At 62.7% G+C, this 23,001-nt stretch carries 19 protein-coding genes and 1 pseudogene; 7 read left to right on the forward strand and 13 right to left on the reverse strand.

Annotated features, from left to right (window positions below):
• Window positions 1-15: 15 nt before the first annotated feature.
• A complete protein-coding gene (locus J2Y83_RS27230; RefSeq protein ID WP_253400452.1) occupies window positions 16-828 on the reverse strand; it encodes an HDOD domain-containing protein in 813 nt (270 codons plus the stop codon).
• Window positions 829-1,087: 259 nt separating this feature from the next.
• On the opposite strand from J2Y83_RS27230, the gene J2Y83_RS27235 reads away from it, so the two are divergent.
• A complete protein-coding gene (locus J2Y83_RS27235; protein WP_253399964.1) occupies window positions 1,088-2,284 on the forward strand; it encodes a class I SAM-dependent rRNA methyltransferase in 1,197 nt (398 codons plus the stop codon).
• 225 nt (window positions 2,285-2,509) lie between these two features.
• The gene (locus tag J2Y83_RS27240; RefSeq protein WP_253399966.1) at window positions 2,510-3,709 is read left to right on the forward strand and encodes an MFS transporter; all 1,200 of its coding nucleotides are present in this window, start codon (window positions 2,510-2,512) and stop codon (window positions 3,707-3,709) included.
• 125 nt (window positions 3,710-3,834) lie between these two features.
• Here J2Y83_RS27240 and J2Y83_RS27245 read toward each other — a convergent pair whose 3' ends face one another.
• The gene (locus J2Y83_RS27245; protein WP_253399968.1) at window positions 3,835-4,293 is read right to left on the reverse strand and encodes an REP-associated tyrosine transposase; all 459 of its coding nucleotides are present in this window, start codon (window positions 4,291-4,293) and stop codon (window positions 3,835-3,837) included.
• A gap of 440 nt (window positions 4,294-4,733) precedes the next feature.
• Here J2Y83_RS27245 and ilvD point away from each other — a divergent pair, with 440 nt between their 5' ends.
• Window positions 4,734-6,575 carry a dihydroxy-acid dehydratase gene (gene ilvD / locus J2Y83_RS27250; RefSeq protein WP_057003962.1) on the forward strand — a complete coding sequence of 614 codons (1,842 nt, stop codon included), beginning with the start codon at window positions 4,734-4,736 and terminating at the stop codon, window positions 6,573-6,575.
• 169 nt (window positions 6,576-6,744) lie between these two features.
• Here the strand turns inward: ilvD and J2Y83_RS27255 are convergent, their stop codons facing one another.
• Window positions 6,745-7,806 (reverse strand): haloacid dehalogenase-like hydrolase, encoded by a 1,062-nt coding sequence (locus J2Y83_RS27255; RefSeq protein ID WP_253399969.1) that lies wholly within the window; start codon window positions 7,804-7,806, stop codon window positions 6,745-6,747.
• Window positions 7,807-8,031: 225 nt separating this feature from the next.
• On the opposite strand from J2Y83_RS27255, the pseudogene J2Y83_RS27260 reads away from it, so the two are divergent.
• Window positions 8,032-8,478, forward strand: a pseudogene (locus J2Y83_RS27260) (cation:dicarboxylate symporter family transporter); the annotation flags it as partial.
• Window positions 8,479-8,562: 84 nt separating this feature from the next.
• Here the strand turns inward: J2Y83_RS27260 and J2Y83_RS27265 are convergent.
• Window positions 8,563-9,075 carry a dihydrofolate reductase gene (locus J2Y83_RS27265; protein WP_253399970.1) on the reverse strand — a complete coding sequence of 171 codons (513 nt, stop codon included), beginning with the start codon at window positions 9,073-9,075 and terminating at the stop codon, window positions 8,563-8,565.
• Between the two features lie 90 nt (window positions 9,076-9,165).
• On the opposite strand from J2Y83_RS27265, the gene J2Y83_RS27270 reads away from it, so the two are divergent.
• Window positions 9,166-10,545, forward strand: coding sequence for a DUF2868 domain-containing protein (locus J2Y83_RS27270; protein WP_253399971.1), 1,380 nt, complete (start codon window positions 9,166-9,168; stop codon window positions 10,543-10,545).
• Window positions 10,538-11,905 (forward strand): DUF3482 domain-containing protein, encoded by a 1,368-nt coding sequence (locus J2Y83_RS27275; RefSeq protein ID WP_253399972.1) that lies wholly within the window; start codon window positions 10,538-10,540, stop codon window positions 11,903-11,905. Before J2Y83_RS27270 ends, J2Y83_RS27275 begins: the two co-directional genes overlap by 8 nt.
• Window positions 11,906-11,914: 9 nt before the next feature.
• Here J2Y83_RS27275 and J2Y83_RS27280 read toward each other — a convergent pair whose 3' ends face one another.
• The 8 genes from J2Y83_RS27280 to J2Y83_RS27315 all read right to left on the reverse strand — a co-directional run bounded on the left by J2Y83_RS27280 (window position 11,915) and on the right by J2Y83_RS27315 (window position 21,542).
• Window positions 11,915-12,454 (reverse strand): hypothetical protein, encoded by a 540-nt coding sequence (locus tag J2Y83_RS27280; protein ID WP_253399973.1) that lies wholly within the window; start codon window positions 12,452-12,454, stop codon window positions 11,915-11,917.
• A gap of 92 nt (window positions 12,455-12,546) precedes the next feature.
• Window positions 12,547-13,104 carry a phosphonate degradation HD-domain oxygenase gene (locus tag J2Y83_RS27285; RefSeq protein ID WP_253399975.1) on the reverse strand — a complete coding sequence of 186 codons (558 nt, stop codon included), beginning with the start codon at window positions 13,102-13,104 and terminating at the stop codon, window positions 12,547-12,549.
• A complete protein-coding gene (locus tag J2Y83_RS27290; RefSeq protein ID WP_253399976.1) occupies window positions 13,101-14,234 on the reverse strand; it encodes a TIGR03364 family FAD-dependent oxidoreductase in 1,134 nt (377 codons plus the stop codon). The genes J2Y83_RS27285 and J2Y83_RS27290 overlap by 4 nt, the downstream gene beginning before the upstream one ends.
• 126 nt (window positions 14,235-14,360) lie before the next feature.
• Window positions 14,361-15,383, reverse strand: a complete 1,023-nt coding sequence (locus tag J2Y83_RS27295; protein WP_253399977.1) for a putative 2-aminoethylphosphonate ABC transporter substrate-binding protein — start codon at window positions 15,381-15,383, stop codon at window positions 14,361-14,363.
• 18 nt (window positions 15,384-15,401) lie between these two features.
• Window positions 15,402-17,114 (reverse strand): putative 2-aminoethylphosphonate ABC transporter permease subunit, encoded by a 1,713-nt coding sequence (locus J2Y83_RS27300; RefSeq protein ID WP_253399978.1) that lies wholly within the window; start codon window positions 17,112-17,114, stop codon window positions 15,402-15,404.
• Between the two features lies 1 nt (window position 17,115).
• Window positions 17,116-18,180, reverse strand: a complete 1,065-nt coding sequence (locus tag J2Y83_RS27305; protein ID WP_253399979.1) for a putative 2-aminoethylphosphonate ABC transporter ATP-binding protein — start codon at window positions 18,178-18,180, stop codon at window positions 17,116-17,118.
• A 235-nt stretch (window positions 18,181-18,415) separates the two neighbouring features.
• Entirely contained in the window at window positions 18,416-19,279 is an 864-nt protein-coding gene (locus tag J2Y83_RS27310) for a LysR family transcriptional regulator (RefSeq protein ID WP_253399980.1), read from the reverse strand.
• 16 nt (window positions 19,280-19,295) lie between these two features.
• Entirely contained in the window at window positions 19,296-21,542 is a 2,247-nt protein-coding gene (locus J2Y83_RS27315) for a heavy metal translocating P-type ATPase (RefSeq protein ID WP_253399982.1), read from the reverse strand.
• A gap of 85 nt (window positions 21,543-21,627) precedes the next feature.
• Here J2Y83_RS27315 and cadR point away from each other — a divergent pair, with 85 nt between their 5' ends.
• Complete coding sequence (gene cadR, locus J2Y83_RS27320) at window positions 21,628-22,077, forward strand: Cd(II)/Pb(II)-responsive transcriptional regulator (RefSeq protein WP_247396859.1); 450 nt, start codon at window positions 21,628-21,630, stop codon at window positions 22,075-22,077.
• A 47-nt stretch (window positions 22,078-22,124) separates the two neighbouring features.
• Here the strand turns inward: cadR and J2Y83_RS27325 are convergent, their stop codons facing one another.
• A complete protein-coding gene (locus tag J2Y83_RS27325; protein WP_253399984.1) occupies window positions 22,125-22,958 on the reverse strand; it encodes a thymidylate synthase in 834 nt (277 codons plus the stop codon).
• Between the last annotated feature and the right edge of the window lie 43 nt (window positions 22,959-23,001).

The raw sequence follows: 23,001 nt of genomic DNA on the forward strand, positions 1-23,001 counted from the left end.
CTCGTGAGAAAAGGGTCAGTGCGCGCCCAGTTCGCGGATCGACAACTTCATGCTTTGGAAGTCGTAATCCGACAGGCCCACGTAGTCCAGCACCAGATGGCCAATCGCATCCCACTCATGGTCAACCGCCTGGTTGCCCAGCACCCGGTACGACGAGCAGATGTGCTCGGCCATTTTCAGGATCGCCAGCAGGTTCTTGAGTTGCGAATTGCGCGACGACTCATCGCTGAAAATCGCCAGGGCGTTGTGGTGGTTGGCAATGGCGTCGGTCACATGCTCCGGCAGGCGCCAGGACTTGGCGGTGTAATAGCCGACCACCGCATGGTTGGTGTTGAACGCGTTGTTTTCGGTGTCGACCACACGGCAGTCGGCGCCGGCATTGGCGTAGGCCTCCTCGAGCACCTCCATGTAATTGGGGAAGCGCTTGAGCATCAGCGGTACGCCGCAATCGTGGAACAGCCCCAGGGCATAGGCTTCGTCTACCGCCTGGGCGCCGGTGCGCTTGGCCAGGGTCAGGCAGGTCATGGCCACATCCTGGGCGGTGTCCCAGAAACGGTTGAGGGTGACGATGGTGTCGTCGCTCATCTCGCCTTTGATCGACAGGGCGTTGATCAGGTTGATGATCGAGCGGCTGCCCAATAGGTTCACCGCGCGCTGGATCGAGGCGATCTTGTTACTCAGGCCGTAATACGACGAGTTGACGATCTTCAACAGCGCGCCGGACAGGCCCGGGTCCTGGGAGATCAAGCGCGCGATCACTTCCAGGTCCGGGTCGGGCATGTACTGCTCCATCTGCAAATCCACCATGATTTGCGGCTGGGGCGGCACGCTGATGCCTTGCAGGGCCTGCTGGATCTGTTCGGCGGAAAGCTCTTGGGACATAAGTACACACTCTGGGCGAGAAAGGGATTCTAACCCCGATGGGAAGCTGACCGACACCTCAAAAAGCCAATGGCACGCCCATCAAATGGGCACTGCTTGCTATGGCGAGGACGCTTGCTCCCGCTGACCCCTACAGCCCATCAGGCCAAGCCGCGAAATTTCATGTAACACGGTATACTCCCGCTCTTTTTTCCGGAGCGACGTCATGTCCCTGCCAAGCCTGCGTCTCAAAGCCAATGCCGATCGTCGTTTGCGCAACGGCCACCTGTGGGTCTACAGCAACGAAATCGACGTGGCCGCCACCCCACTTCACGGCTTCCAGGCAGGCGACCAAGCCATCCTGGAAGCGGCCGGCGGCAAGACCCTGGGCATCGTGGCCATGAGCCCGAACAACCTGATCTGCGCGCGCCTGCTGTCGCGCGACATCAAGTTGCCTTTGGACAAGTCGCTGCTGGTACACCGCCTGAACGTCGCCCTGTCCCTGCGTGATCGCCTGTTCGACAAGCCGTTCTACCGCCTGGTCTACGGCGATTCCGACCTGCTGCCGGGCCTGGTGGTCGACCGTTTCGGCGACATCCTAGTGGTACAGATCGCCTCGGCGACCATGGAAGCGCATAAAGAAGACGTGGTCGCCGCCCTGACCCAAGTGCTCAAGCCAAGCGGCATTCTGTTCAAGAATGACTCCGCCGCGCGTGACGCCGAAGGCCTCAACCGCTACGTCGAAACCGTGTTCGGCCTGGTGCCGGAGTGGGTCGCGCTGGAAGAAAACGGCGTGAAATTCGAAGCCCCGGTGATCCAGGGCCAGAAAACCGGCTGGTTCTACGACCACCGCATGAACCGCGCACGCCTGGCCCCGTATGCCAAAGGCAAGCGCGTCCTCGACCTGTACAGCTACATCGGCGGCTGGGGCGTGCAAGCGGCGGCCTTCGGCGCCACTGAAGTGTTCTGCGTCGACGCCTCGGCCTTCGCCCTCGACGGCGTCGAGCGCAACGCCGCGCTGAATGGCGTCGCCGAGAAAATGACCTGCATCGAAGGCGACGTCTTCGAAGCCCTGAAAGAACTGAAAGCCAGCGAAGAACGCTTCGACGTGATCGTCGCCGACCCACCGGCCTTCATCAAACGCAAAAAAGACATGAAAAACGGCGAAGGCGCCTACCGCCGCCTCAACGAGCAAGCCATGCGCCTGCTCAGCAAGGACGGCATCCTGGTCAGCGCCTCGTGCTCGATGCACCTGCCGGAAGACGACCTGCAAAACATCCTGCTGACCAGCGCCCGTCACCTGGACCGCAACATCCAGATGCTCGAACGCGGCGGCCAGGGGCCGGATCATCCGGTACACCCGGCGATTGCCGAGACGCGCTACATCAAGAGCATTACGTGCCGGTTGTTGCCAAATAGCTAAAGACCAAAACCGTCCCCCTGTAGGAGCGAGCTTGCTCGCGAAAAACGCATAGACGACGCGGGCTACCTGATAGCACTGCGTCATCGTTGACGTGCTTCGCGAGCAAGCTCGCTCCTACAGGGGCGGCGTACACCATTACGGGACGCTTCGCACAATAGATTTGATTGAATTCCATTTTTCGCAGACTAGTATCGGTTTCTGGTTTTACTCCGGAAATGACCACTCATGTCTGAGCCCTTCTGCTCTCCCGCCCTCAGTGGCGAGGTAAAACGCCAACAACTTTCCCGCTTCATCCTGATCACCTGCATTGCCCTGATCAGCTTCTTCCCGATCAATATTCTCCTGCCGTCGTTCCCCGCCCTGGCCGCCCAATTCGACACTCCGACGGCCGACGTCGCGCTCTCCATCAGCCTGTTCACACTGGTCTTCTCCATCTCCCAACTGATCGCCGGCCCGTTGTCGGACAAATGGGGGCGCAAGGAAGTGCTGCTCGGCTGCATCACGCTGTCGATTCTTGGCGCAATAGGCTGTGCACTGGCGTCGGACTACCTGACCTTCCTGCTGTTTCGCACGGTGCAGGCCATGGGCTGCGGCTTCTTCGTCCTGGGTCACGCCCTGGTGGAAGACCTGTTCGACGCACAGGACCGGGCCCGGGTGCGCCTGTACTACATGACCCTGAGCGGTTCGTTTGTCGCGCTATCCCCGCTGATAGGCTCCTGGCTGCAAACCACATTCGACTGGCAAGGCAGCTTCTATGGATTCGCGGCGATGGCGCTGGGCATGTTGATCCATGCGTTCTGCATCCTGCCGTCCAAATCCGCCAGCCCCCATCGCGCGCCAGTATCCATCATCGCCACACTGAAAGCCGTCGCCGGCAATCGCGATTTCCTGCGCTACTGGTGGATCGCCGCGCAGGTGTTCGCCTGCTACTTCGCCTTGATCAGCGTGACGCCGCTGATTTTCATGGACGCGCTGAAGCTTTCCGAATATCAGTACGCGCTGGTGCTGATGGTGTACGGCACGGCTTATCTCCTCGGCGGGGTGGCAGCCTCGTACCTGCAAAAACGTATCGCGCTGTCCCGGCAAATCAATATCGGTCTTGGGTTGTTGCTGGTCGCGGGTGTGCTGCTGGCGCTGATTATCATCTTTGACGCCATTACCACGGTGACCCTGCTCATCCCGATGCTGATCAGCGCACTGGCGGTCACCCTGGTTCGTCCCGCCGCAATTTCGGCGGCGATGCTGTTGTTTTCAAGCAGCGCGGGCACAGCAGCGTCAGCAGGAAATAGCATCATGTTCTTCACCGCCGCCGTCAGCAGCGCAGCGCTTGCACAAACCGGCAGTCATTTGCTGATGACGATTGCCGTGAGCTTTATCATTTTCAGCCTGTGGGGTTGGCTGACCAATGCGCGGGTCGGACACTGACCCTTCCCCCCTTGTAGGAGCGAGCTTGCTCGCGAAAAACGTCAACGATAACGCAGCGCTATCAGGTAGCCCGCGTCGTCTATGCGTTCTTCGCGAGCAAGCTCGCTCCTACAAGGGAGAAGAGGTTACAACCAGATGGCGTCCCATAGCGGGTACTGGCCGATATGCTCGACCAGCCCTGCACGCAAGGGATTGGCCACGATATAGCGGGCCATTGCTTTCAAATCTTCCTCCCGACGCAGCGCGCGGTCGAAGTAGCCTTTTTGCCATAGGGTCCCGAACGAACACCTGGCCTGGTTGATGGCACGGGCACTTCGCGACTTGGTGATTCGCATCAGCCTTGGCAAGTCGCCGTTATGCAACTCGACCAGCCAATGGAAATGGTCAGGCATGACCACCCAGGCCAGTGAAGTCGCCTCACCCTCGTCCTGAGCCTGCCTGAACTCACTGACAAGCAGGCGGCCGATGCGCCAGTCCTGAAAGACCGATTGCCGTTGATGGGTAACCGCAGTGATCAGGTAAATACGGCCCGACTCCGAACAGCGCCCGATGCGCAGCCGATGTGCATGTTGCTGGGTGGACATTCCTTCGTCCTCTTCTGTGAGTGGAAGAGAAACGGTAGGCGCAGCGACGTCAACCGGCCTCTAAACAGTGGTTCTGAATATGTCCCCCCTGTAGGAGCAAGCTTGCTCGCGAAAAGCGTCAACGATAACGCCGTACTATCAGGAGGCCCGAGTCGCCTGTTCGTTTTTCGCGAGCAAGCTCGTTCCTACATCAGATTGGTTGATCCGGGCGTGCGTCGCCACGGCGCTTTTCGCCATTCCCTCCAGCCGCCAGCGGTGTAGAATCGGCCTATTCATCGCCAGTCATCCCCCGGCGGGTTTATGAGCTCAAGGCCACTGCGCACGGCGATCCCGTAACGTTTGCGGCAACTTCCGGACACCAGTGCCATTTTTCGGGTGTTCCAGACGTCCATAGAAGCTCACTCCCCTTTGACATCTGATTAGCCGCCCGGAGTGCTCCAATGCCAGATTACCGCTCGAAAACATCCACCCACGGCCGCAACATGGCCGGCGCCCGCGCACTGTGGCGTGCCACGGGGATGAAAGATGACGACTTCAAGAAGCCGATCATCGCGATTGCCAACTCGTTCACCCAGTTCGTCCCCGGCCACGTCCACCTCAAGGACCTGGGCCAACTGGTCGCCCGCGAGATCGAACGCGCTGGCGGTGTCGCCAAAGAATTCAACACCATTGCCGTGGACGACGGCATCGCCATGGGCCATGACGGCATGCTGTATTCCCTGCCGAGCCGCGAGATCATCGCCGACTCCGTGGAGTACATGGTCAACGCCCACTGCGCCGACGCCATCGTGTGCATCTCGAACTGCGACAAGATCACCCCCGGCATGCTGATGGCCGCCCTGCGCCTGAATGTCCCGGTGATCTTCGTCTCCGGCGGCCCGATGGAAGCCGGCAAGACCAAACTCGCCTCCCACGGCCTGGACCTGGTCGACGCCATGGTCATCGCCGCCGATTCCAGCGCTTCTGACGAGAAGGTTGCGGAATACGAGCGCAGCGCCTGCCCGACCTGCGGTTCGTGCTCCGGCATGTTCACCGCCAACTCGATGAACTGCCTGGTGGAAGCCCTGGGCCTGGCCTTGCCGGGCAACGGTTCGACACTGGCCACCCACAGCGACCGCGAGCAGTTGTTCCTGCAGGCCGGTCGCACCATTGTCGAACTGTGCAAGCGCTACTACGGCGAGAACGATGAGTCGGTGTTGCCGCGCAACATCGCCAACTTCAAGGCGTTCGAAAACGCCATGACCCTGGACATCGCCATGGGCGGTTCCACCAACACCATCCTGCACTTGCTGGCCGCCGCCCAGGAAGCCGAGATCGATTTCGACCTGCGCGACATCGACCGTCTGTCCCGTCATGTGCCGCAACTGTGCAAAGTCGCGCCGAACATCCAGAAGTACCACATGGAAGACGTCCACCGCGCCGGCGGGATCTTCTCGATCTTAGGTTCCCTGGCCCGTGGCGGCCTGCTGCACACCGACCTGCCGACCGTACACAGCAAGTCCCTCGCCGAAGGCATCGCCAAGTGGGACATCACCCAGACTGACGACGAAGCCGTACACACCTTCTTCAAGGCCGGCCCGGCGGGCATCCCGACCCAGACCGCGTTCAGCCAGTCGACCCGTTGGGACACCCTCGACGCCGACCGTGAAAACGGCTGCATCCGCAGTGTCGAGCACGCCTATTCGAAAGAAGGCGGCCTGGCCGTGCTGTACGGCAACATTGCCCTCGACGGCTGCGTGGTGAAAACCGCCGGTGTGGATGAGTCGATCCACGTGTTCGAAGGTCGCGCCAAGATCTACGAAAGCCAGGACAGCTCGGTACGCGGCATCCTCGCCGACGAAGTCAAAGAAGGCGACATCGTGATCATCCGCTACGAAGGCCCGAAAGGCGGCCCGGGTATGCAGGAGATGCTCTACCCAACTTCGTACCTGAAATCCAAGGGCCTGGGCAAAGCCTGCGCCCTGCTGACCGACGGCCGTTTCTCCGGCGGCACCTCGGGCCTGTCCATCGGCCACGCTTCGCCTGAAGCCGCTGCCGGCGGCGCGATCGGCCTGGTACAGGACGGCGACAAGGTACTGATCGACATTCCGAACCGTTCGATCAACCTGTTGATCAGCGATGAAGAACTGGCTGCACGCCGGGTCGAGCAGGACAAGAAGGGCTGGAAGCCGGTGGAGAAGCGTCCACGCAAGGTGACGACTGCGTTGAAGGCTTATGCGTTGCTGGCGACCAGTGCCGACAAGGGTGCCGTGCGTAACAAGGCGATGCTGGACGGGCTGTAAGGCCTAATCCATACGCATAAAAATGCCCCGCCAAGTGCGGGGCATTTTTTTGCCTGGGACAAAACCTCAATAACCATGAGGATCAAATGTGGGAGGGGGCTTGCCCCCGATGGCAGAGTGTCAGTCAATACATCCACAGCTGACCCCCCGATAAGCAAGCGACTCGGTCTTACTGGATCTCATCCGGCTTGACGATCACCCAGTTCTTGTCCGCCGTCACCGGCAAGCCTTCCTTGGCCTGGGCGGCCGCGTGCTTGACCATCATGCCGTTGAGTTGGGTCATGTATTTGTCCTTGCGGTTGATCCACAGGTGGATGCCGCCCTTGGCCACGTCCACATCGTGGAACAGCATGTAGCCGTCGCTGGTAGGGGTATCGCCGCCGACGATTACCGGCTTTTTCCATTCGTCGATGTAGGTCAGGATCGCGGCGTGCTTGCCGGCCATCCAGGTCGCCGGGGTCCACAGGTAGGGGGTCAATTCCAAACCGAGGTTGGCTTTTTCGTCGTATTTACCGGCCGTGATCTGCTTGCGCGCGGTGGTCAACTCGCCGGTCTTGCGGTCCTTGAGCAGGGTGCTCACGCCGATGACGTTCTGCGGTTTGACGTTGTAGCCGTACTTCGGATCGGCGGCGACCATACGCACCAGCTCTTCCGACGCGGCGGTCATCACATACACCTCGATGCCGTTTTCCATCAGCTTGTTGTACAGCTCGGCCTGGCCGGTGAAGACCTTCGGCGGTTGCACCTCGGAGTTCTTCACCACGTCGCCTTCGAAATAGCTGACCGGCACCGGCTTGCCGGACGCCATCAGCTCATCGACCTGGACCTTGAGTTCCTTGAGGGTAAAACCTGCAAACACCTGGGCCACCCACGGGTAGCAGACCATGTCGTCCACTTCGCAGAGGCGATAGTAGTAACTGAACAGGCTTTCCTTATGCTCGGCGGTGTCTTTGAAGGGCATAAGCTTGAGCGACGGGTCGAGGCTGTCGCGGGTGATCAGGCCCTTGTTTTCCATGTAGGGCAGCAGGGATTCTTCGAGGTCGTAGCGGTAGCTGGTGTTGTCCATGTCGAACACCGCGAAGTTACCCTTGTTGGCGTTGGCGGTGATCATTTCGTTCAGTTGCTTGGCGGCCGGCGCCGGCCAGTGTTTCAACTCGGTGGCGGCGAACGCCTGGCTGGCGAGCCCGAGGCAGAATGCGGCGGATACGAGTAGTTTCGGCGCGAGCTTCATAGGCGTTGTCTCCCTGAGTGAAAGACATCGACGCTAACAAATCCCTGTGACAGTTTTCGCCCGGTCGCGACCGCTTGCGTTCTGATTCCGCCATTGCCATGCGCCAGAGCGCCAACCACTTATTCCAAAAACGACAGACACCATTCCATATCGGTATTAAATCAATATATATCAAGCTGTTAGGCTTTCCGGTTCGCAATCGCAGGCTCACGCGATTGGCAGCACTCTCAACGGAGCCAGACACGTCGCCTGGGCATCCCGCACGCCATCGCCGGTTTCGCCGCCTCGTTCGGCGCGACCATCGGCCAGAACGGTTGCGCCGGTCTCTACCCGGCAATGCTGGCGGTGATGGTCGCGCCGACGGTCGGCATCAACCCGCTGGACCCGCTGTGGATCGCGACCCTGGTGGCGATTGTGACCCTGAGTTCGGCGGGCGTTGCCGGCGTGGGCGGCGGTGCGACGTTTGCCGCGCTGATCGTGCTGCCGGCGATGGGCTTGCCGGTGTCACTGGTGGCGCTGCTGATTTCCGTGGAGCCGCTGATCGACATGGGCCGTACTGCGCTGAACGTGAACGGTTCGATGACGGCGGGGGCGATTACCAGCCAGATCATGCGGCAGACGGATAAAGAACGGCTGAATGCGGATGAGCATGCCGAATTAGCGCAGGCCTGATAGACCGCTATCGGGGGCAAGCCCCCTCCCACATTTGACCGAGTGAACGCGGTCAGTGTGGGAGGGGGCTTGCCCCCGATGCTTTTAGGCTTTTTCCCAGACTTCAAAGTTGTAGGCCGGCTTGTCACCTTCGGCCGGGTTCTGCAGATTGGAAACCAACTTCCACTGGTTCGCATCAAACGCCGGAAACCACGCATCCCCTTCCGGGCTCAGCGCCACCCGCGTCAGGTACAGGCGATCGGCCTGCTCCAGACCCTGTGCATACAGCTGCGCGCCGCCGATCAGCATCAGCTCGTCCACGCCCTGCTCCAGCGCCCAGGCTTCAGCCCGCGCCACGGCGGCATCGAGCGACGGAAAAACTTCCGCACCTTCCAGCGCAAGATCGGTCTGACGGCTAACCACAATGTTCAAGCGCCCCGGCAGCGGTCGGCCCAGGGAGTCCCAGGTCTTGCGCCCCATGATGATCGGCTTGCCGAGCGTGGTGGCCTTGAAATATTTGAAATCCCCCGGCAAATGCCAGGGCATGCTGTTGTCGACGCCGATCACACGGTTTTCACCGAGGGCTGCGATCAGGCTTAAAGGGAGAGTTTTTTTCATGGCGACGAGAATACCAGAGCCACGCGAAGCGTACCCCAACCGGCTGCACAGCGGTTATGCTCCAGGCTCACTGACACAACAGGACAGCGCGTGACCGCACTGAACCCCCTACACAAACTCTGGCTGACGGAAACCGTGCGCCTGCGCGAAGAACACGCCGGCCCGCTGGAAGACCTGGAAGCCAATCGCCTGGCCCGCACGGCCGGCGGCGACCTGCCGACGCGCATTCAACAGCGCGCCCTGCACCTGGCCGAGCGCGATGGGCTGACAACCGCCCTCATCCGCTGGCTGCAAGGTGCGCGTTTGGCCCTGATACTGCTGGCGATAGTCGCGGTGATCAGTGGCGCAGGCCTGGCCTTTGCTGCGCTGGGTAACGGCTTGACCCCGGTGAATGTGTTCTGGGCCCTGGGCAGCCTGCTCGGCTTGAACCTGATCCTGCTGATCAGTTGGGCATTGGGCCTGCTGTTTGCCGGAGAACACAGCGCCAGCCTCGGCCGGCTGTGGTTGTGGCTCAGCGAAAAACTCGCGCGTGACGCCAAGGCCGCGCAACTGGCGCCGGCGTTGCTGCTGCTATTGCAGCGCCAGAAGCTCAATCGCTGGGCCGTCGGGGTGCTGGTCAACAGCCTGTGGTTACTCGCATTGCTCAGCGCGCTGGCGATCCTGCTGACACTGCTCGCCACCCGGCGCTACGGTTTTGTGTGGGAAACCACCATCCTCGGCGCCGACACCTTCGTCGCCGTGACCCAAGCCCTCGGCGCCCTGCCCGCCCTGTTTGGTTTCAACGTCCCCACGGTGGAGATGATCCGCGCCAGCGGCGATTCCGCCCTGAACATCGACAGCGCCCGCCAGGCCTGGGCTGCCTGGCTGGTGGGCGTGCTGCTGATCTACGGCCTGTTGCCGCGGTTGATCCTCGCCCTGCTGTGCCTGTGGCGCTGGAAACGCGGACGCGCCGCCCTGCGCCTGGACCTCAACCTGCCCGGCTACAGCCAACTGCGCGAACGCCTGATGCCGAGCAGCGAGCGGCTTGGCGTCAACGATGCGGCACCGGAGCAGTTGCACGCCGTCAGCGGCGGCGTCAGCGAACAGCACAGCGACGGCGCGCTGTTGGTCGCCATCGAACTCGACGACCAGCACCCGTGGCCGCCGAAACTGCCGGGCAACGTGCAGAACGCCGGCATCCTCGACAGCCGCGAATCGCGCCACAAACTGCTGGAACAACTGACCCGCTTCCCGCCCGCACGCCTGGCCATCGCCTGCGACCCGCGCCGCTCACCCGACCGTGGCAGCCTGGCGCTGATCGCCGAACTGGCGCGCAGCGCCAGCGCCACCCGCGTGTGGCTGCTGCAAGCGCCGCCCGGCCAGGCGCTGGACGCCGAGCGCCTGGGCGATTGGCACGCGGCGCTGCAACAACTGGAGCTGCCCTTCGCCGATTGCGCGCCGTTGAACTGGCTGGAGAGCGGTCATGACTAAACCCCTGAAACTCGCCGTGGTCGGCCACACTAACGTCGGCAAAACCTCGCTGCTGCGCACGTTGACCCGCGATGTCGGTTTCGGCGAAGTCTCCCATCGCCCCAGCACCACGCGGCATGTCGAAGGCGCACGCTTGTCGGTCGAGGGCGAAGCCCTGCTGGAACTCTACGACACCCCCGGTCTGGAAGACGCCATCGCCCTGCTCGACTACCTGGAACGCCTGGATCGCCCCGGCGAACGCCTCGACGGCCCGGCACGCCTGGCGCGTGTTCTGGAGGGCAGCGAAGCCCGCCAGCGTTTCGAACAGGAAGCCAAGGTGCTGCGCCAACTGCTGGCCTCCGACGCCGGCCTGTATGTGATCGACGCCCGCGAGCCGGTGCTGGCCAAATACCGCGACGAACTGCAAGTGCTGGCCAGTTGCGGCAAGCCGTTATTGCCCGTGCTCAACTTCGTCAGCAGCAGCGAGCATCGCGAACCGGACTGGCGCGAAGCCCTGGCCCGCCTTGGCCTGCATGCCCTGGTACGGTTCGACAGCGTCGCGCCGCCGGAAGACGGCGAACGCCGCTTATATGAAAGCCTCGCCTTGCTGCTGGAAAATGCCCGGCCCCAACTGGAACGGCTGATCCTCGACCAGCACGCCCAACGCCAGGCCCGCCAGCAAAGCGCTGCGCGGCTGATCGCCGAACTGCTGATCGACTGCGCCGCGTGCCGGCGCAACGTGGTCACTGAAGAGGAACCGCAAGCCATCGGCGATTTGCGCAAGGCCGTGCGCCAGCGCGAGCAGCGTTGCGTGGAAGCCTTGCTCAAGCTGTTCGGCTTCCGCCCGCAGGACGCCGCCGCCAGCGACTTGCCATTGCTCGACGGGCGCTGGGGCGATGACCTGTTCAACCCGGAAACCCTCAAGCAACTCGGCGTGCGCGTCGGCGGCGGGATTGCCGCCGGCGCGGCCGCCGGTGCCGGGGTCGACCTGCTGGTGGGTGGGTTGACCCTTGGCGCCGCCGCGCTGGCGGGCGCCATTGCCGGTGGCGCGCTGCAAACCGCGCGCAGCTATGGCGGGCGCCTGCTGGGCAAGATCAAGGGCCAGCGCGAGCTGACCGTCGACGACAGCGTGCTGCGCCTGCTGGCCCTGCGCCAACGCCAATTGCTCAAAGCCCTGAACCTGCGCGGTCATGCGGCGATGCACAGCATCAAGGTCGACACGCCCCAGGACAAGACCTGGCGCGAAGGCAAGCTGCCCGATGCCCTGCACAAGGCCCGCGCCCATCCGCAATGGTCGTCCCTCAACCCCCACGCCAAATTGAGCCAGGCCGAGCGTCAGGAACAGGTCGAAGCCTTGGCCGCCCGGCTCGACGAAGCGTGACCGCGCTTATTAGTGTGCGTACCACTCAAAGCCCAGAAAGGTCGTACACAACGTGCGGATCAGCTCTTTATCGGCCTTGTCCGCAATACCGTCGCGGTCGATGTCACTGTTGGTAAACGATTCCAGCACCCCGTCGCCATCGCCGTCATAGGCGGCCGCCTTGTAGATCAGCGAACCCTTGCACTGCGGCGCCGTGCGCTCATGGAAGTCCAGCTTGACCGCGTTGGGCGTGCCTGTTTTGCCGTAATGATCGACGTACATCGTCAGCGTGCGCTGCCAGTGGCTGCGCCGATTGAACCAGTTCAACTTCAAAAAGCTGTCGGCGAAGGTGTCCACCCGGTGTTTTTCCAGCATGCCGGGCCGGGTGGCCGGGCTCAGATCGTCTGCCCATTGCAAGTCGACCTTGCCATCCGCGCTCATGTCCACGGCGAAAATCTCGTGGATCAGTTCATCGGGACAGCCAGCCCGCTGCTCATAGAAGTGCAGGATGACCGTGTCCGCCCGACCGTTGCCGCTCATGTCCTGGGCCGTCACTTTTAAGTAGCGCATCAGCGTTGCTCCTTGGATTGAAGAAGCAAGCACCTTAGTGATCCGAGCACCCAGGCTCTAGGCGGCGCATCTGCGTTTGGCGTAAGGCCAATCTACGCAGCCAGTAGCCGTGCGGCCTTGGCCTTGAGTGCCTGCAGATCGAGCACCGGCACATGTGGTTGCTTGGCCTGTTCGTCCCAGTGACGCAGACGCAGGCTGACCGCGTAGAGCGGGTCTTGCTCGAAAGCCCGCGCTTCGTCAGGCGTCATCACTCCACCTTGATAAGCCAGCGTGCGGCGGCTGGCTTCGCTCAACCGGGCGTAGTAGTCCGGCTGGCTGAAGGTCAGGTAGCGCTTGGCCTGGACGTGATATTCCACCAGCCTGGCCAGGCGCTCGCCGAAGCCGGCGCGGCGCAGGTAATCGGCGCCCAGCCGCTCATGGCTGACCACGCCATAACCCCCCATGTTCGCCCCGCCCTGGCCGCAGAGATGGCCGATATCGTGGAAAAACGCCGCCAGCACCACTTCATCGTCGAAGCCTTCGGCCATGGCCCACTGCGCGGCCTGGGACATGTGTTCGAGCTGCGATATCGCCTCGCCGATGTAATCCGTCGTGCCGTGCTGCTCGTACAGGCCGAAGACCTCGGCAATCACCTGTTCCGGGTTCTTCATGCCTCACCCCAGAGTGCGCTGATATTGCGCTCGGCCAACGCCGGGCCGACGCTCATGCCCACGCCGGTGTGCATCAAGGCGGCGCTGACGCCGGGCGCCACGCGCAGGCACGAGAACGGCGCCGGCCCGCGTGCGCCATAGACGCCCTGCCAGCGCTCGACCACCTGGACCTTGCAACCCAGGGTCTGCTCGGCCAGTTCGAGCATCCAGTCATCGACCTGCTCGGCATTGAACGGCGACGCCTCGCGGCCGTAGTCGTGGGAGTCGCCGATGATCAGTTCGCCATGGGGCGTCGGGCTGATCAGCAGGTGAATCCCGTGCTCATGCAGGTGCGGTGCCTCGTGCAGGATCTGCGCCTGCACCGCCACCGCTTCCGGCAGGTCGGCAAAGGCGCCATAATGCACGCAACTGAGGCCGGTGAGCAAGGCGTGTTGCAGGTTCAGGTTAACCGCCGGCCGCGCGCGCAGCATTTGCAGGCGGCAGACATGCGGGTTGAGTTCGGCAATCGCCTCGGCCAGCAGGGTTTGGTAGTCGTGGCCCGAGCAGACGATGATCTGCGCGCCCCGGAAACTGCCCGCCGTGCTGTGCAACTGGCCGGGCTCGACGTCGCGCACCAGGGTGGAAAAGTGAAACTCCACCTGCAATTCCTCGCGCAGGTAGTGGATCAGCGCCGGGATCGCCTCGCGCGAATACAGTTGCTGATCGTCCTTGCCGTGCAACGCCGCACGGTGATGACGGAACTGGCCGCCGTACAGATCCCTCAACGCTGCGCCTTGCAGCAACTCGACGTTGTAGCCGTGCTCCAACGCGCGGCCGGCGCAGAAGGCTTCCAGTAGATGTTCTTCGGCTTCGCTGCGGGCGAACAGGTACGAGCCGTTGCGCTTGAGCTGCAAGCCGGCCAGCCGCGCCCATTCGCCCCAGATATCGCGGCTTTGCCGCGCCAGGTCGAGCATCGGGCCTGGCGGTTGGCCGGTGACCAGGGCCTGGCCGAAGTTGCGTACCGAGGCGCCCAACGGCGTGGCGCTGCGCTCGAACACCTTGACCTTGAGCCCGCGCTTGGCTGCTGCGTAGGCGTGGGACAGGCCGAGGATGCCGGCGCCGATGATCAGCAGGTCGCTGTGGTGTGTCATTTAGTGATGTCCTGTTTTCAAGACCGCTATCGGGGGCAAGCCCCCTCCCACATTTGAATGTGTTCACAAACCAAACGTGTGGGAGGGGGCTTGCCCCCGATGAGGCCATCAGCCCAAACGGAGTACTTACTGACCCGCCACCTTCTCCGACTTGCCGTCATAGCGCTTGCGCCATTCAGTCAGAATGCTGTCGCGGTTTTTCGAGGCCCAGGTGAAGTCGTTCTTGATCAGCCGCTGCTCGTAGTCCGCCGGCAATTCGGTCTGCGGCTTGGCGATGCCCGGCTGGGCGAGCACGGCGAAGTTGTCCTTGTACAGGTCCATCGCGGCGGTGCTGGCGGAGAAGTCGGCGAGTTTCTTCGCCGCGTCAGCGTGGGCGCTGCCCTTGATCACGGCGGTCGCCTCGATGTCCCAGCCCAGGCCTTCTTTCGGCAGGATGATGTCCAGCGGCGCGCCCTGGCGCTTCAACTGCACGGCCGGGTATTCGAAGGAAATACCGATCGGGAACTCACCCGAAGCCGCCAGCTTGCATGGCTTGGAACCGGAGTGAACGTACTGGCCGATGTTCTGGTGCAGGTCGTCCATGTACTGCCAGCCCTGCTTCTCGCCGAAGGTCTGCAGCCAGGCACTCACATCCAGGAAACCGGTGCCCGACGACGCCGGGTTAGGCATCACGATCTTGCCCTTGTACTCAGGCTTGGTCAGGTCTTGCCAGCTCACCGGCTTGGTCAGCCCCTGCTTCTCGGCTTCGACGGTATTGAAGCAAATCGTCGCGGCCCAAACGTCCATGCCGACCCAGGCCGGTGGGTTGGCGGCGTCGCGGTAGTGTTTGCCGATCTTGTCCAGGTCCTTGGGCGCGTAACTCTCAAGCATGCCCTGCTGGTCGAGGATCGCCAGGCTCGAAGCCGCCAGGCCCCAGACCACGTCGGCTTGCGGGCGGTCTTTTTCCGCGAGCAGCTTGGCGGTGATGATGCCGGTGGAGTCACGTACCCATTTGATTTCGATATCGGGGTTGGCTTGTTCGAAGGCTTTTTTGTAGGTCTTCAATTGCTCGGCTTCGAGGGCCGTGTACACGGTCAGTTCGGTCTTGGCGAAGGCATTCAGGCTGAATGCAGTGAGTACGGCAGCGACCAGCGCCAGGGGCTTGAACATGGAATACCTCCTTCAGGGTTATTGGCCCGGCGCGGTCTGGCGCCAGGCTTGGGAGCGGCGCAACACGCCACGTGAGGCCCACGCCAGCAGCAGCGAGACGCTGGCCGAAGTGAACAGGATCAAGGTGGACATGGCCGCCGCACCGCCCACATTGCCGGCGTCGTCCATGTTCAACACGGCGACGGCGGCGAGGATGGTGTCGGGGCTGTAGAGGAAGATCGCGGCCGAGACGGTGGTCATCGCCGACACAAACAGGTAGCGCACGATGTCCAGCAGCGCCGGCAGGCAGATCGGCACGGTCACGCGCAGGTAGTGGCGGTACAGCGGCGCCTTCAGCGACAGTGCTGCGGCTTCGAACTCGGCGTCCAGTTGGCGCAGCGCGGTGGTGGCGGTCATCTGCGCGGTGGTCAAATAGTGCGCAATGGTGCACACCACCAACAACGTCATGGTGCCGTAGAACACATGCAGCGGGTTGCCGCGGAGGTTGAAGAAGAAGACGTAGCCCAGGCCCAACACCAGGCCCGGCACGGCCATTGGCACAAAGCTGAGCATGCGCAGCGCCAGGTTGAGGCCCTTCTGGCCCTGGGTCTTTTCCATCAGGTAGGCGCCGGTGAAGATCAGTACGCTGCCGATCAAGGCTGTAAACAGTGCCAGGGTCAGGCTGTTGCGGTACGCCAGCCAGCCGCCGCCGGCCGTGTCTTCGAACTGGTAGTGGTTGAGCGACAGCAACAGGTTGTAAGGCCAGAATTTCACCAGCGACGAGTACACCGCCATGCCGAACACCAGTAGCAACACCGCGCAGATCAGCAGCACGATGGCCAGGTAACAGGCATCGCGCCGCCGCGATGGGGCCGGCTGGAACACCTGGGCACGGCCGCCCATGGCATCGCCCTGACGCCGACGCAGCCAGGCGTCGACACCAAAGCTGAACAGCGCCGGTAGCAGCAACACCATGCCGATCAACGCCCCGCGCCCGAACTGTTGCTGGCCGACCACGGCCTTGTAGGCTTCCAGCGCCAGCACCTGATAATCGCCGCCGACCACCACGGGTACGCCGAAATCGGTGATGGTCAGGGTGAACACCAGGCAGAACGCGGCGAACACCGCCTGGCGTGTGGCCGGCCAGGTGATGCTGCGAAATGCCCGGGCCGGGCTGGCGCCCATGCTTGAGGCCGCATCGAACAAGCGCGCATCCGCCAGGGAAAGCGCCGACAACAGGATCATCAAGGCGTGTGGGAAGGTGTAGATCACTTCGCCGAGGACAATGCCCCAGAAGCCGTAGATGTTGTCCGACAGCAAACCGCGCAACAGGCCCTGGTTGCCGAACAGATAGACCAGCGCGATCCCCGGCAGCATCGACGGCGCCATCAGGGGCAGCAACGACAGCCCGCGCCAGATCGCCTTGGCCGGGATCAGCGTGCGTTGCAGTGCGTAGGCAAACAGATACGCCAGCGGTACGACGATGGTCGCCACGCTGAGGGAAACTTTCAGGCTGTTACCGAGCAGCCAGTGGAAGTTGGCGCTGCTGACCAGTTCCCGTGCCGCCACCAGCCCGCCGCCCTGCCCGGCTTCGCTGCTGAAGCCACGCCAGAAGATCGCCAGCAGCGGCAGCAACACCGCGACGCCCAGCAAGCACAGCCACAGCCATTTGCCGCCCAGCACAAAAAGGCGGTCGCCCAACTCGGCACGGGATGCCCGGCGCGCCATCGGCAGTGTCATGACCGCCGCCATCTCAGGCAAACACCTGCAGGCTGCGCGGCGGCAACGCGACCCAGATGTCCTGGGCGCCCAGGCGCGGCATGGCTTCCGGGGCCAGTTCGGCCAGCAGCGGATGACCGGGCAGTTGCGCCAGTTCAAAGCTCATGCGGCAACGGTTGCCGAGAAAGGTGATCTCGCGGACCTTGGCCGCAAACAGGTTCTCTTCATGCACCGGCGGGTTGACGCTGATCGCTTCCGGGCGGCAGAACAAGCGCCCGGAGGTGGCCGCGCCGGCATCCTCGGCCAGGCGCATGTGCATCCCGCCGACCTGGGCGTGGCTCGCGCTGCTGCGGCTGAACGGCAGCCAGTTGCCCTGGCCGACAAACTCCGCCACGAACGGCGTGGCCGGGCGGTCGTAAATCTCTTGGGGCGTGGCGTATTGCTCGACCTTGCCGTTGTTCATCACGGCAATGCGGTCGGCCATCAACATGGCTTCGTCCTGATTGTGGGTGACCATCAGCGTGGTGATGCCCAGGCGCCGCTGCAGTTGGCGCAGTTCGGTACACAGGTGCTCACGGACGCGGGCGTCGAGGGCCGACATCGGCTCATCGAGCAGCAACAGCGAGGGTGCCGGCGCCAGGGCGCGGGCCAGCGCGACCCGTTGTTGCTGGCCGCCGGAGAGTTGGCCGGGGTATTTCTTTTCGCTGCCGAGCAAGCCGACCAGTTCAAGCATCTGGCCGACGCGCTTGCGCACTTCATCGCGACCGCTGCCGGTGAGGCCGTAGCCGATATTCGCTTCGACGGTGAGATTGGGGAACAGCGCGTAGGACTGGAACAAAATGCCGTAGTCCCGCGCCTGGGGCGGCAGCAGGGAAACATCCCGTTCGCCCAGGTAAAGCTCACCGCTGTCCTGGCGCTCCAGGCCGGCGATGCAACGCAGCAGCGTGGTCTTGCCGCAACCGGACGGGCCCAGCAGGCACACCAGCTCGCCGGCGGCGACGTCCAGGGACACGTTGTCCAGCGCGGTAAAGGCGCCGAAACGTTTCTGGATACCGCGCACCTTCATTGGCGCGCCGGGTTGGGTCAGGGCTGTGTTCATGAAGGCACCTCATCAAACGAATGAGGGCCATGCTAGGCAGGCAATGCGTCCCTGGTGTGGCAGAAAGGCAAAACGTGGCGATAGTGGTATTGGTGGATTTGGGTAGTGGGGTGCCAGGTCTGGCGCTATCGGGGGCAAGCCCCCTCCCACATTTTGACCGCATTCTCATGTTGGAACTCGGTCAAGTGTGGGAGGGGGCTTGCCCCCGATTGGCCCTCAAGGTCACCACCAGATTTCAGATCGGCGACATTTCCTGCGCCAACCCAAGAAAAGCAGCCGGCAGGCGCGCGCCTTTTCTTTCCTTGAGGCAGTAGAGGTACTCAGCAATCTGCGGCGCATTCTCGATGCTCAGCACCCGCAACTGCGGATCATGGGGCACTTCCTGACGCGCAATGATGCTGATGCCGATATTGCGCAGCACCGCTTCACGAATCGACTCGCGGCTGCCGATTTCCAGCAGCGGCCCGTAACTCACGCCGGCGCCCTGCAGCATCTGTTCGGTCAGGCGTCGTGTGGTGGAGCCGGCTTCACGCATCAACAGCGTATGCCCGGCAAGCGCGGTCAACGGCACATGATCGAGCGTCGCCAGCGGGTGGTTGCGATGCACCGCCAGCACCAGCGGATCGGTGCCCAGCACACGGCGAATCAGGCGTGGGTCTTCCAGCAACTGCGAGGACGCCGCGACGTCGACGCGGTAATCATCCAGGGCTTCGAGCACCTGTTGGGAGTTGCCGATTTCCACCGACACCTCCACCTGGGGCAGGCGCTCGCGGAAGGCTTTGACCAGGTCGAGGATGTAATACGGCGCCGTCGCGGCAATCCGCAATGTGCCCTGGACCTGACCACTGTTACGCAGGAAAAACTCAATGTCCGCTTCCTGCTGTAACAGCGTCTTGACCATCGGCAGCAGGCGCGCGCCTTCGTCACTGACCGTCAAGCGGCGGCCACCGCGATAGAACAACTCGACGCCGTACTGGCTTTCCAGGTTGCGAATCTGCGTGGTGACGGTGGGCTGGCTCAGGCCGAGTTTTTTCGCCGCCTGGGTGATGCTGCCCAGGCGGGCGACCATAAAAAACGCCTTCAACTCGGCACTCAGCACACCACCCTCACATCATCTATTTGCGCAGCAGGCGCAGGCCATTGAACACCACCAGCAGGCTCACGCCCATGTCGGCGAACACCGCCATCCACATGGTGGCCATGCCCAGGAAGGTGACCGCGAGGAAGATCGCCTTGATCACCAGCGCCAGGGCGATGTTCTGCTTGAGGATACTCGAGGTTTGCCGCGACAACCGAATGAAAGCCGGAATCTTGCGCAAATCATCGTCCATCAAGGCCACGTCGGCGGTCTCGATGGCGGTGTCGGTGCCTGCGGCGGCCATGGCAAAACCGATCTCGGCGCGGGCCAACGCCGGGGCGTCGTTGATGCCGTCGCCGACCATGCCCACGCGCCGGCCTTGGCCGTAGAGCGCTTCAATGGCTTGCAGTTTGTCGGTGGGCAACAGGTCGCCCTGGGCCTGGTCGATACCGACCTGAGCCGCAATCGCCTGGGCGGTGTGGGTGTTGTCGCCGGTGAGCATCAGGGTTTTGATGCCCAGCTCGTGCAACTGCTGGATGGCTTCGCGGCTGCTGTCCTTGACCGTGTCGGCCACGGCGAACAGCGCCAGCGGGCCGGACTTGTCGAGCAGCAGCACCACGGATTTGCCTTGTTTCTCCAGGGCGAAGAGTTTGTCTTCGAGCTCGGGCGAGCACAGGCCGAGTTCTTCCACCAAGCGGTGGTTACCCAGGTGGTAGGTTGCGCCGTTGATATCACCGCGCACACCGCGACCGGTCAGGGCGGTGAAATTATCCACAGCGTGGCGCGCCAGGTTTTTATCCACCGCCGCGTTGGCGATGGCCAGCGATACCGGGTGGTCGGAACGCCCGGCGAGGGCGGCGGCCAGGGCCGGTGCGTGCTCTTCGATATTCGGGAACAGCGCCAGGTAATCGGTTTGCACCGGCTTGCCGTGGGTGATGGTGCCGGTCTTGTCGAGGGCCAGGTAGTCGAGTTTGTAACCGCCCTCCAGGTACACGCCGCCCTTGATCAGGATGCCTTTGCGCGCCGCCGCCGCCAGGCCGCTGACGATGGTCACCGGGGTGGAAATCACCAAGGCGCAGGGGCATGCCACTACCAGCAGCACCAGGGCGCGGTAGATCCAGTCGAACCACACACCGGCCATGAACAGCGGCGGGATCACCGCCACGCCCAGGGCAAACAGGAACACCGCCGGGGTGTAGATCTTCGCGAAGCGGTCGACAAAGCGCTGGGTCGGCGCGCGTGCGCCCTGGGCCTGTTCCACGGCGTGAATGATCCGCGCCAGGGTGGAATTGTTGGCGGCCGCCGTGACTGTGTATTCCAGGGAGCCGGCCTGGTTGATGGTGCCGGCGAAGACTTTATCGCCCACGGTTTTTTCGATCGGCAGGCTTTCACCGGTGATCGGCGCTTGGTCGATGGTCGACTGACCAGCGGTGACTTCGCCGTCCAGGCCGATGCGCTCGCCGGGACGAACCCGCACGATGGCGCCCAATTCGACACTTTTCACTTCTCGTTCGATCCAACTTCCGTCGGCCTGCTGCACCGTGGCCTGTTCCGGGGTCATCTGCATCAAGCCGCTGATGGCATTGCGCGCACGGTCGAGGGACTTGGCTTCGATCAATTCGGCCACGGTGAACAGGAACATCACCATCGCCGCTTCCGGCCATTGGCCAATCAGGATCGCGCCGGTCACGGCGATGCTCATCAGCGCATTGATGTTCAGGTTGAGGTTTTTCAGGGCGATCCAGCCCTTTTTATAAGTGGTCAGGCCGCCGCTGAGGATCGAAACCAGCGCCACCAGGGCAATCACCCAGGTCGGGGCCGCGTTGGTGAAGTGGATCACTTCAGCCGCCAGGGCGCCGACGCCGGACAACGCAAGCGGCCACCAGTGTTTCTTGGCCGGCGGCTCGGCGGCCGGGGTGCCCTCTTCGATCGGATCGGCCTGCATGCCCAGGGACTTGATGGCGTCGATGATCGGCGCAGTGCTCGGCAGGTCATGGGTGACGCCGAGGATGCGGTTGATCAGGTTGAATTCCAGTTGCTGCACACCGGCGAGCTTGCCCAGTTTGTTCTGGATCAGCGTCTGCTCGGTGGGGCAGTCCATGGCTTCGATGCGGAAGGTGCTCAGGCGCGAATCGGCGCTGGGCGCGGCGCTCAGTTGCACCAACGCCGGGGCTGGCGTGCCGGAGCAGCAGGCACCGGCGTGGCCGTGGTCATGCACCGGCGTCAGTTTTTTCGGCGCATGATCGTGGTCATGCGTGTGCGGGGTGTGATGGGAGTCGCTCATCGGGTTGCGTCCGTAAAGGTGCCTGTTGCCAAGTAAAGACCCTGTAGCCACTATAGGGTCAAGCACCCTTTTGGAGATTGCTGCAATGAAGATCGGCGAATTGGCCAAATTGACCGACTGCCCGGTGGAAACCATCCGTTATTACGAGAAGGAAGGCCTGCTGCCGCCACCGGCACGCACCGAGGCCAACTACCGCGTGTACACCCAGGCGCACACCGAGCGGCTGGTGTTTATCCGCAACTGCCGCAGCCTGGACATGACCCTGGAAGAAATCCGCAGCCTGCTCGACCTGCGCGACAGCCCGCAGGACCAATGCGAAAACGTCAACGCGTTGATCGATGAGCATATCCACCATGTCAAAGCGCGGATCGACGGGCTGTTGGCCTTGCAGGAACAGTTGATCGACCTGCGCCAGCGCTGTGGCAGCGGGCCGGAGCTGGATCAGTGCGGGATATTGCAGCGGCTGGAGGTCAGCGGCAGTGTTGCCGCCAGCGAGGCTGAGCCTTCGCATGTGGGCAGAAGCCATGGCCATTGATTCAGCCCCCTCCCACACAAGCCCACACATTGGGACCGAGACCGAGTTTAGATGGCGACGTCGGCCTTGATGCTTGGGTCGGCGTCGTAGCCCACGATCTCGAAATCTTCGAACTTGTAGTCATAGATCGACGCGGGCTTACGCTTGATCAGCAATTCCGGCAGTTTTTTCGGCGTGCGCGCCAACTGGGTCTGGATCTGTTCCATGTGGTTGCTGTAGGCGTGGGTGTCGCCGGTGGTGACGATGATCTCGTGGGGGATCAGGTCACACTGTTGGGCCAGCATATGGGTCAGCAACGCCAGCGCGGCGGTGTTGTATGGCAGGCCGAGGAACACGTCGGAGCTGCGGATATACAACTGCATCGACAGATGACCGTCATGCACGAACGCCTGGTACAGCAGGTGGCACGGCGGCAGGGCCTGCTTGCCGTTGCGCGCATTTTCCTGGGGGCTCTTGGTCTCGTCCGGCAGGTACTCGACGTTCCAGCCGTGGAACAGGATGCGGCGGCTGTTGGGGTTGGTCTTCAGCGTCTGGACCATATAGTCGATCTGATTGATCTTACCGCCGTCCTTGGTCGGCCAGGCAGTCCACTGCTCGCCGTACACCGGGCCCAGATCACCGTCTTCGGTGGCCCACTCGTCCCAGATGCGCACGCCGTTCTCGTTCAGCCACTTGATGTTGGTGTTGCCGCTCAACATCCAGATCAATTCGTTGGCGATGCTTTTGAAGTGAAGCTTCTTGGTGGTCAGCAGCGGGAAGCCGTCGGCCAAGTTATGCCGATACTGACGGGCAAACACGGCCTTGGTGCCGGTGCCGGTGCGATCGCCCTTGGTCAGGCCATTGGTCACGACGTCGTTCAGTAGTTCGAGATATTGCTTCATGTCATTACCCGTATCGTTGCAGCCGAGACCTTGCAGGCCTCGG

This window comes from Pseudomonas marginalis (genome assembly GCF_024169655.1).
GTDB lineage: Bacteria > Pseudomonadota > Gammaproteobacteria > Pseudomonadales > Pseudomonadaceae > Aquipseudomonas > Aquipseudomonas paraveronii.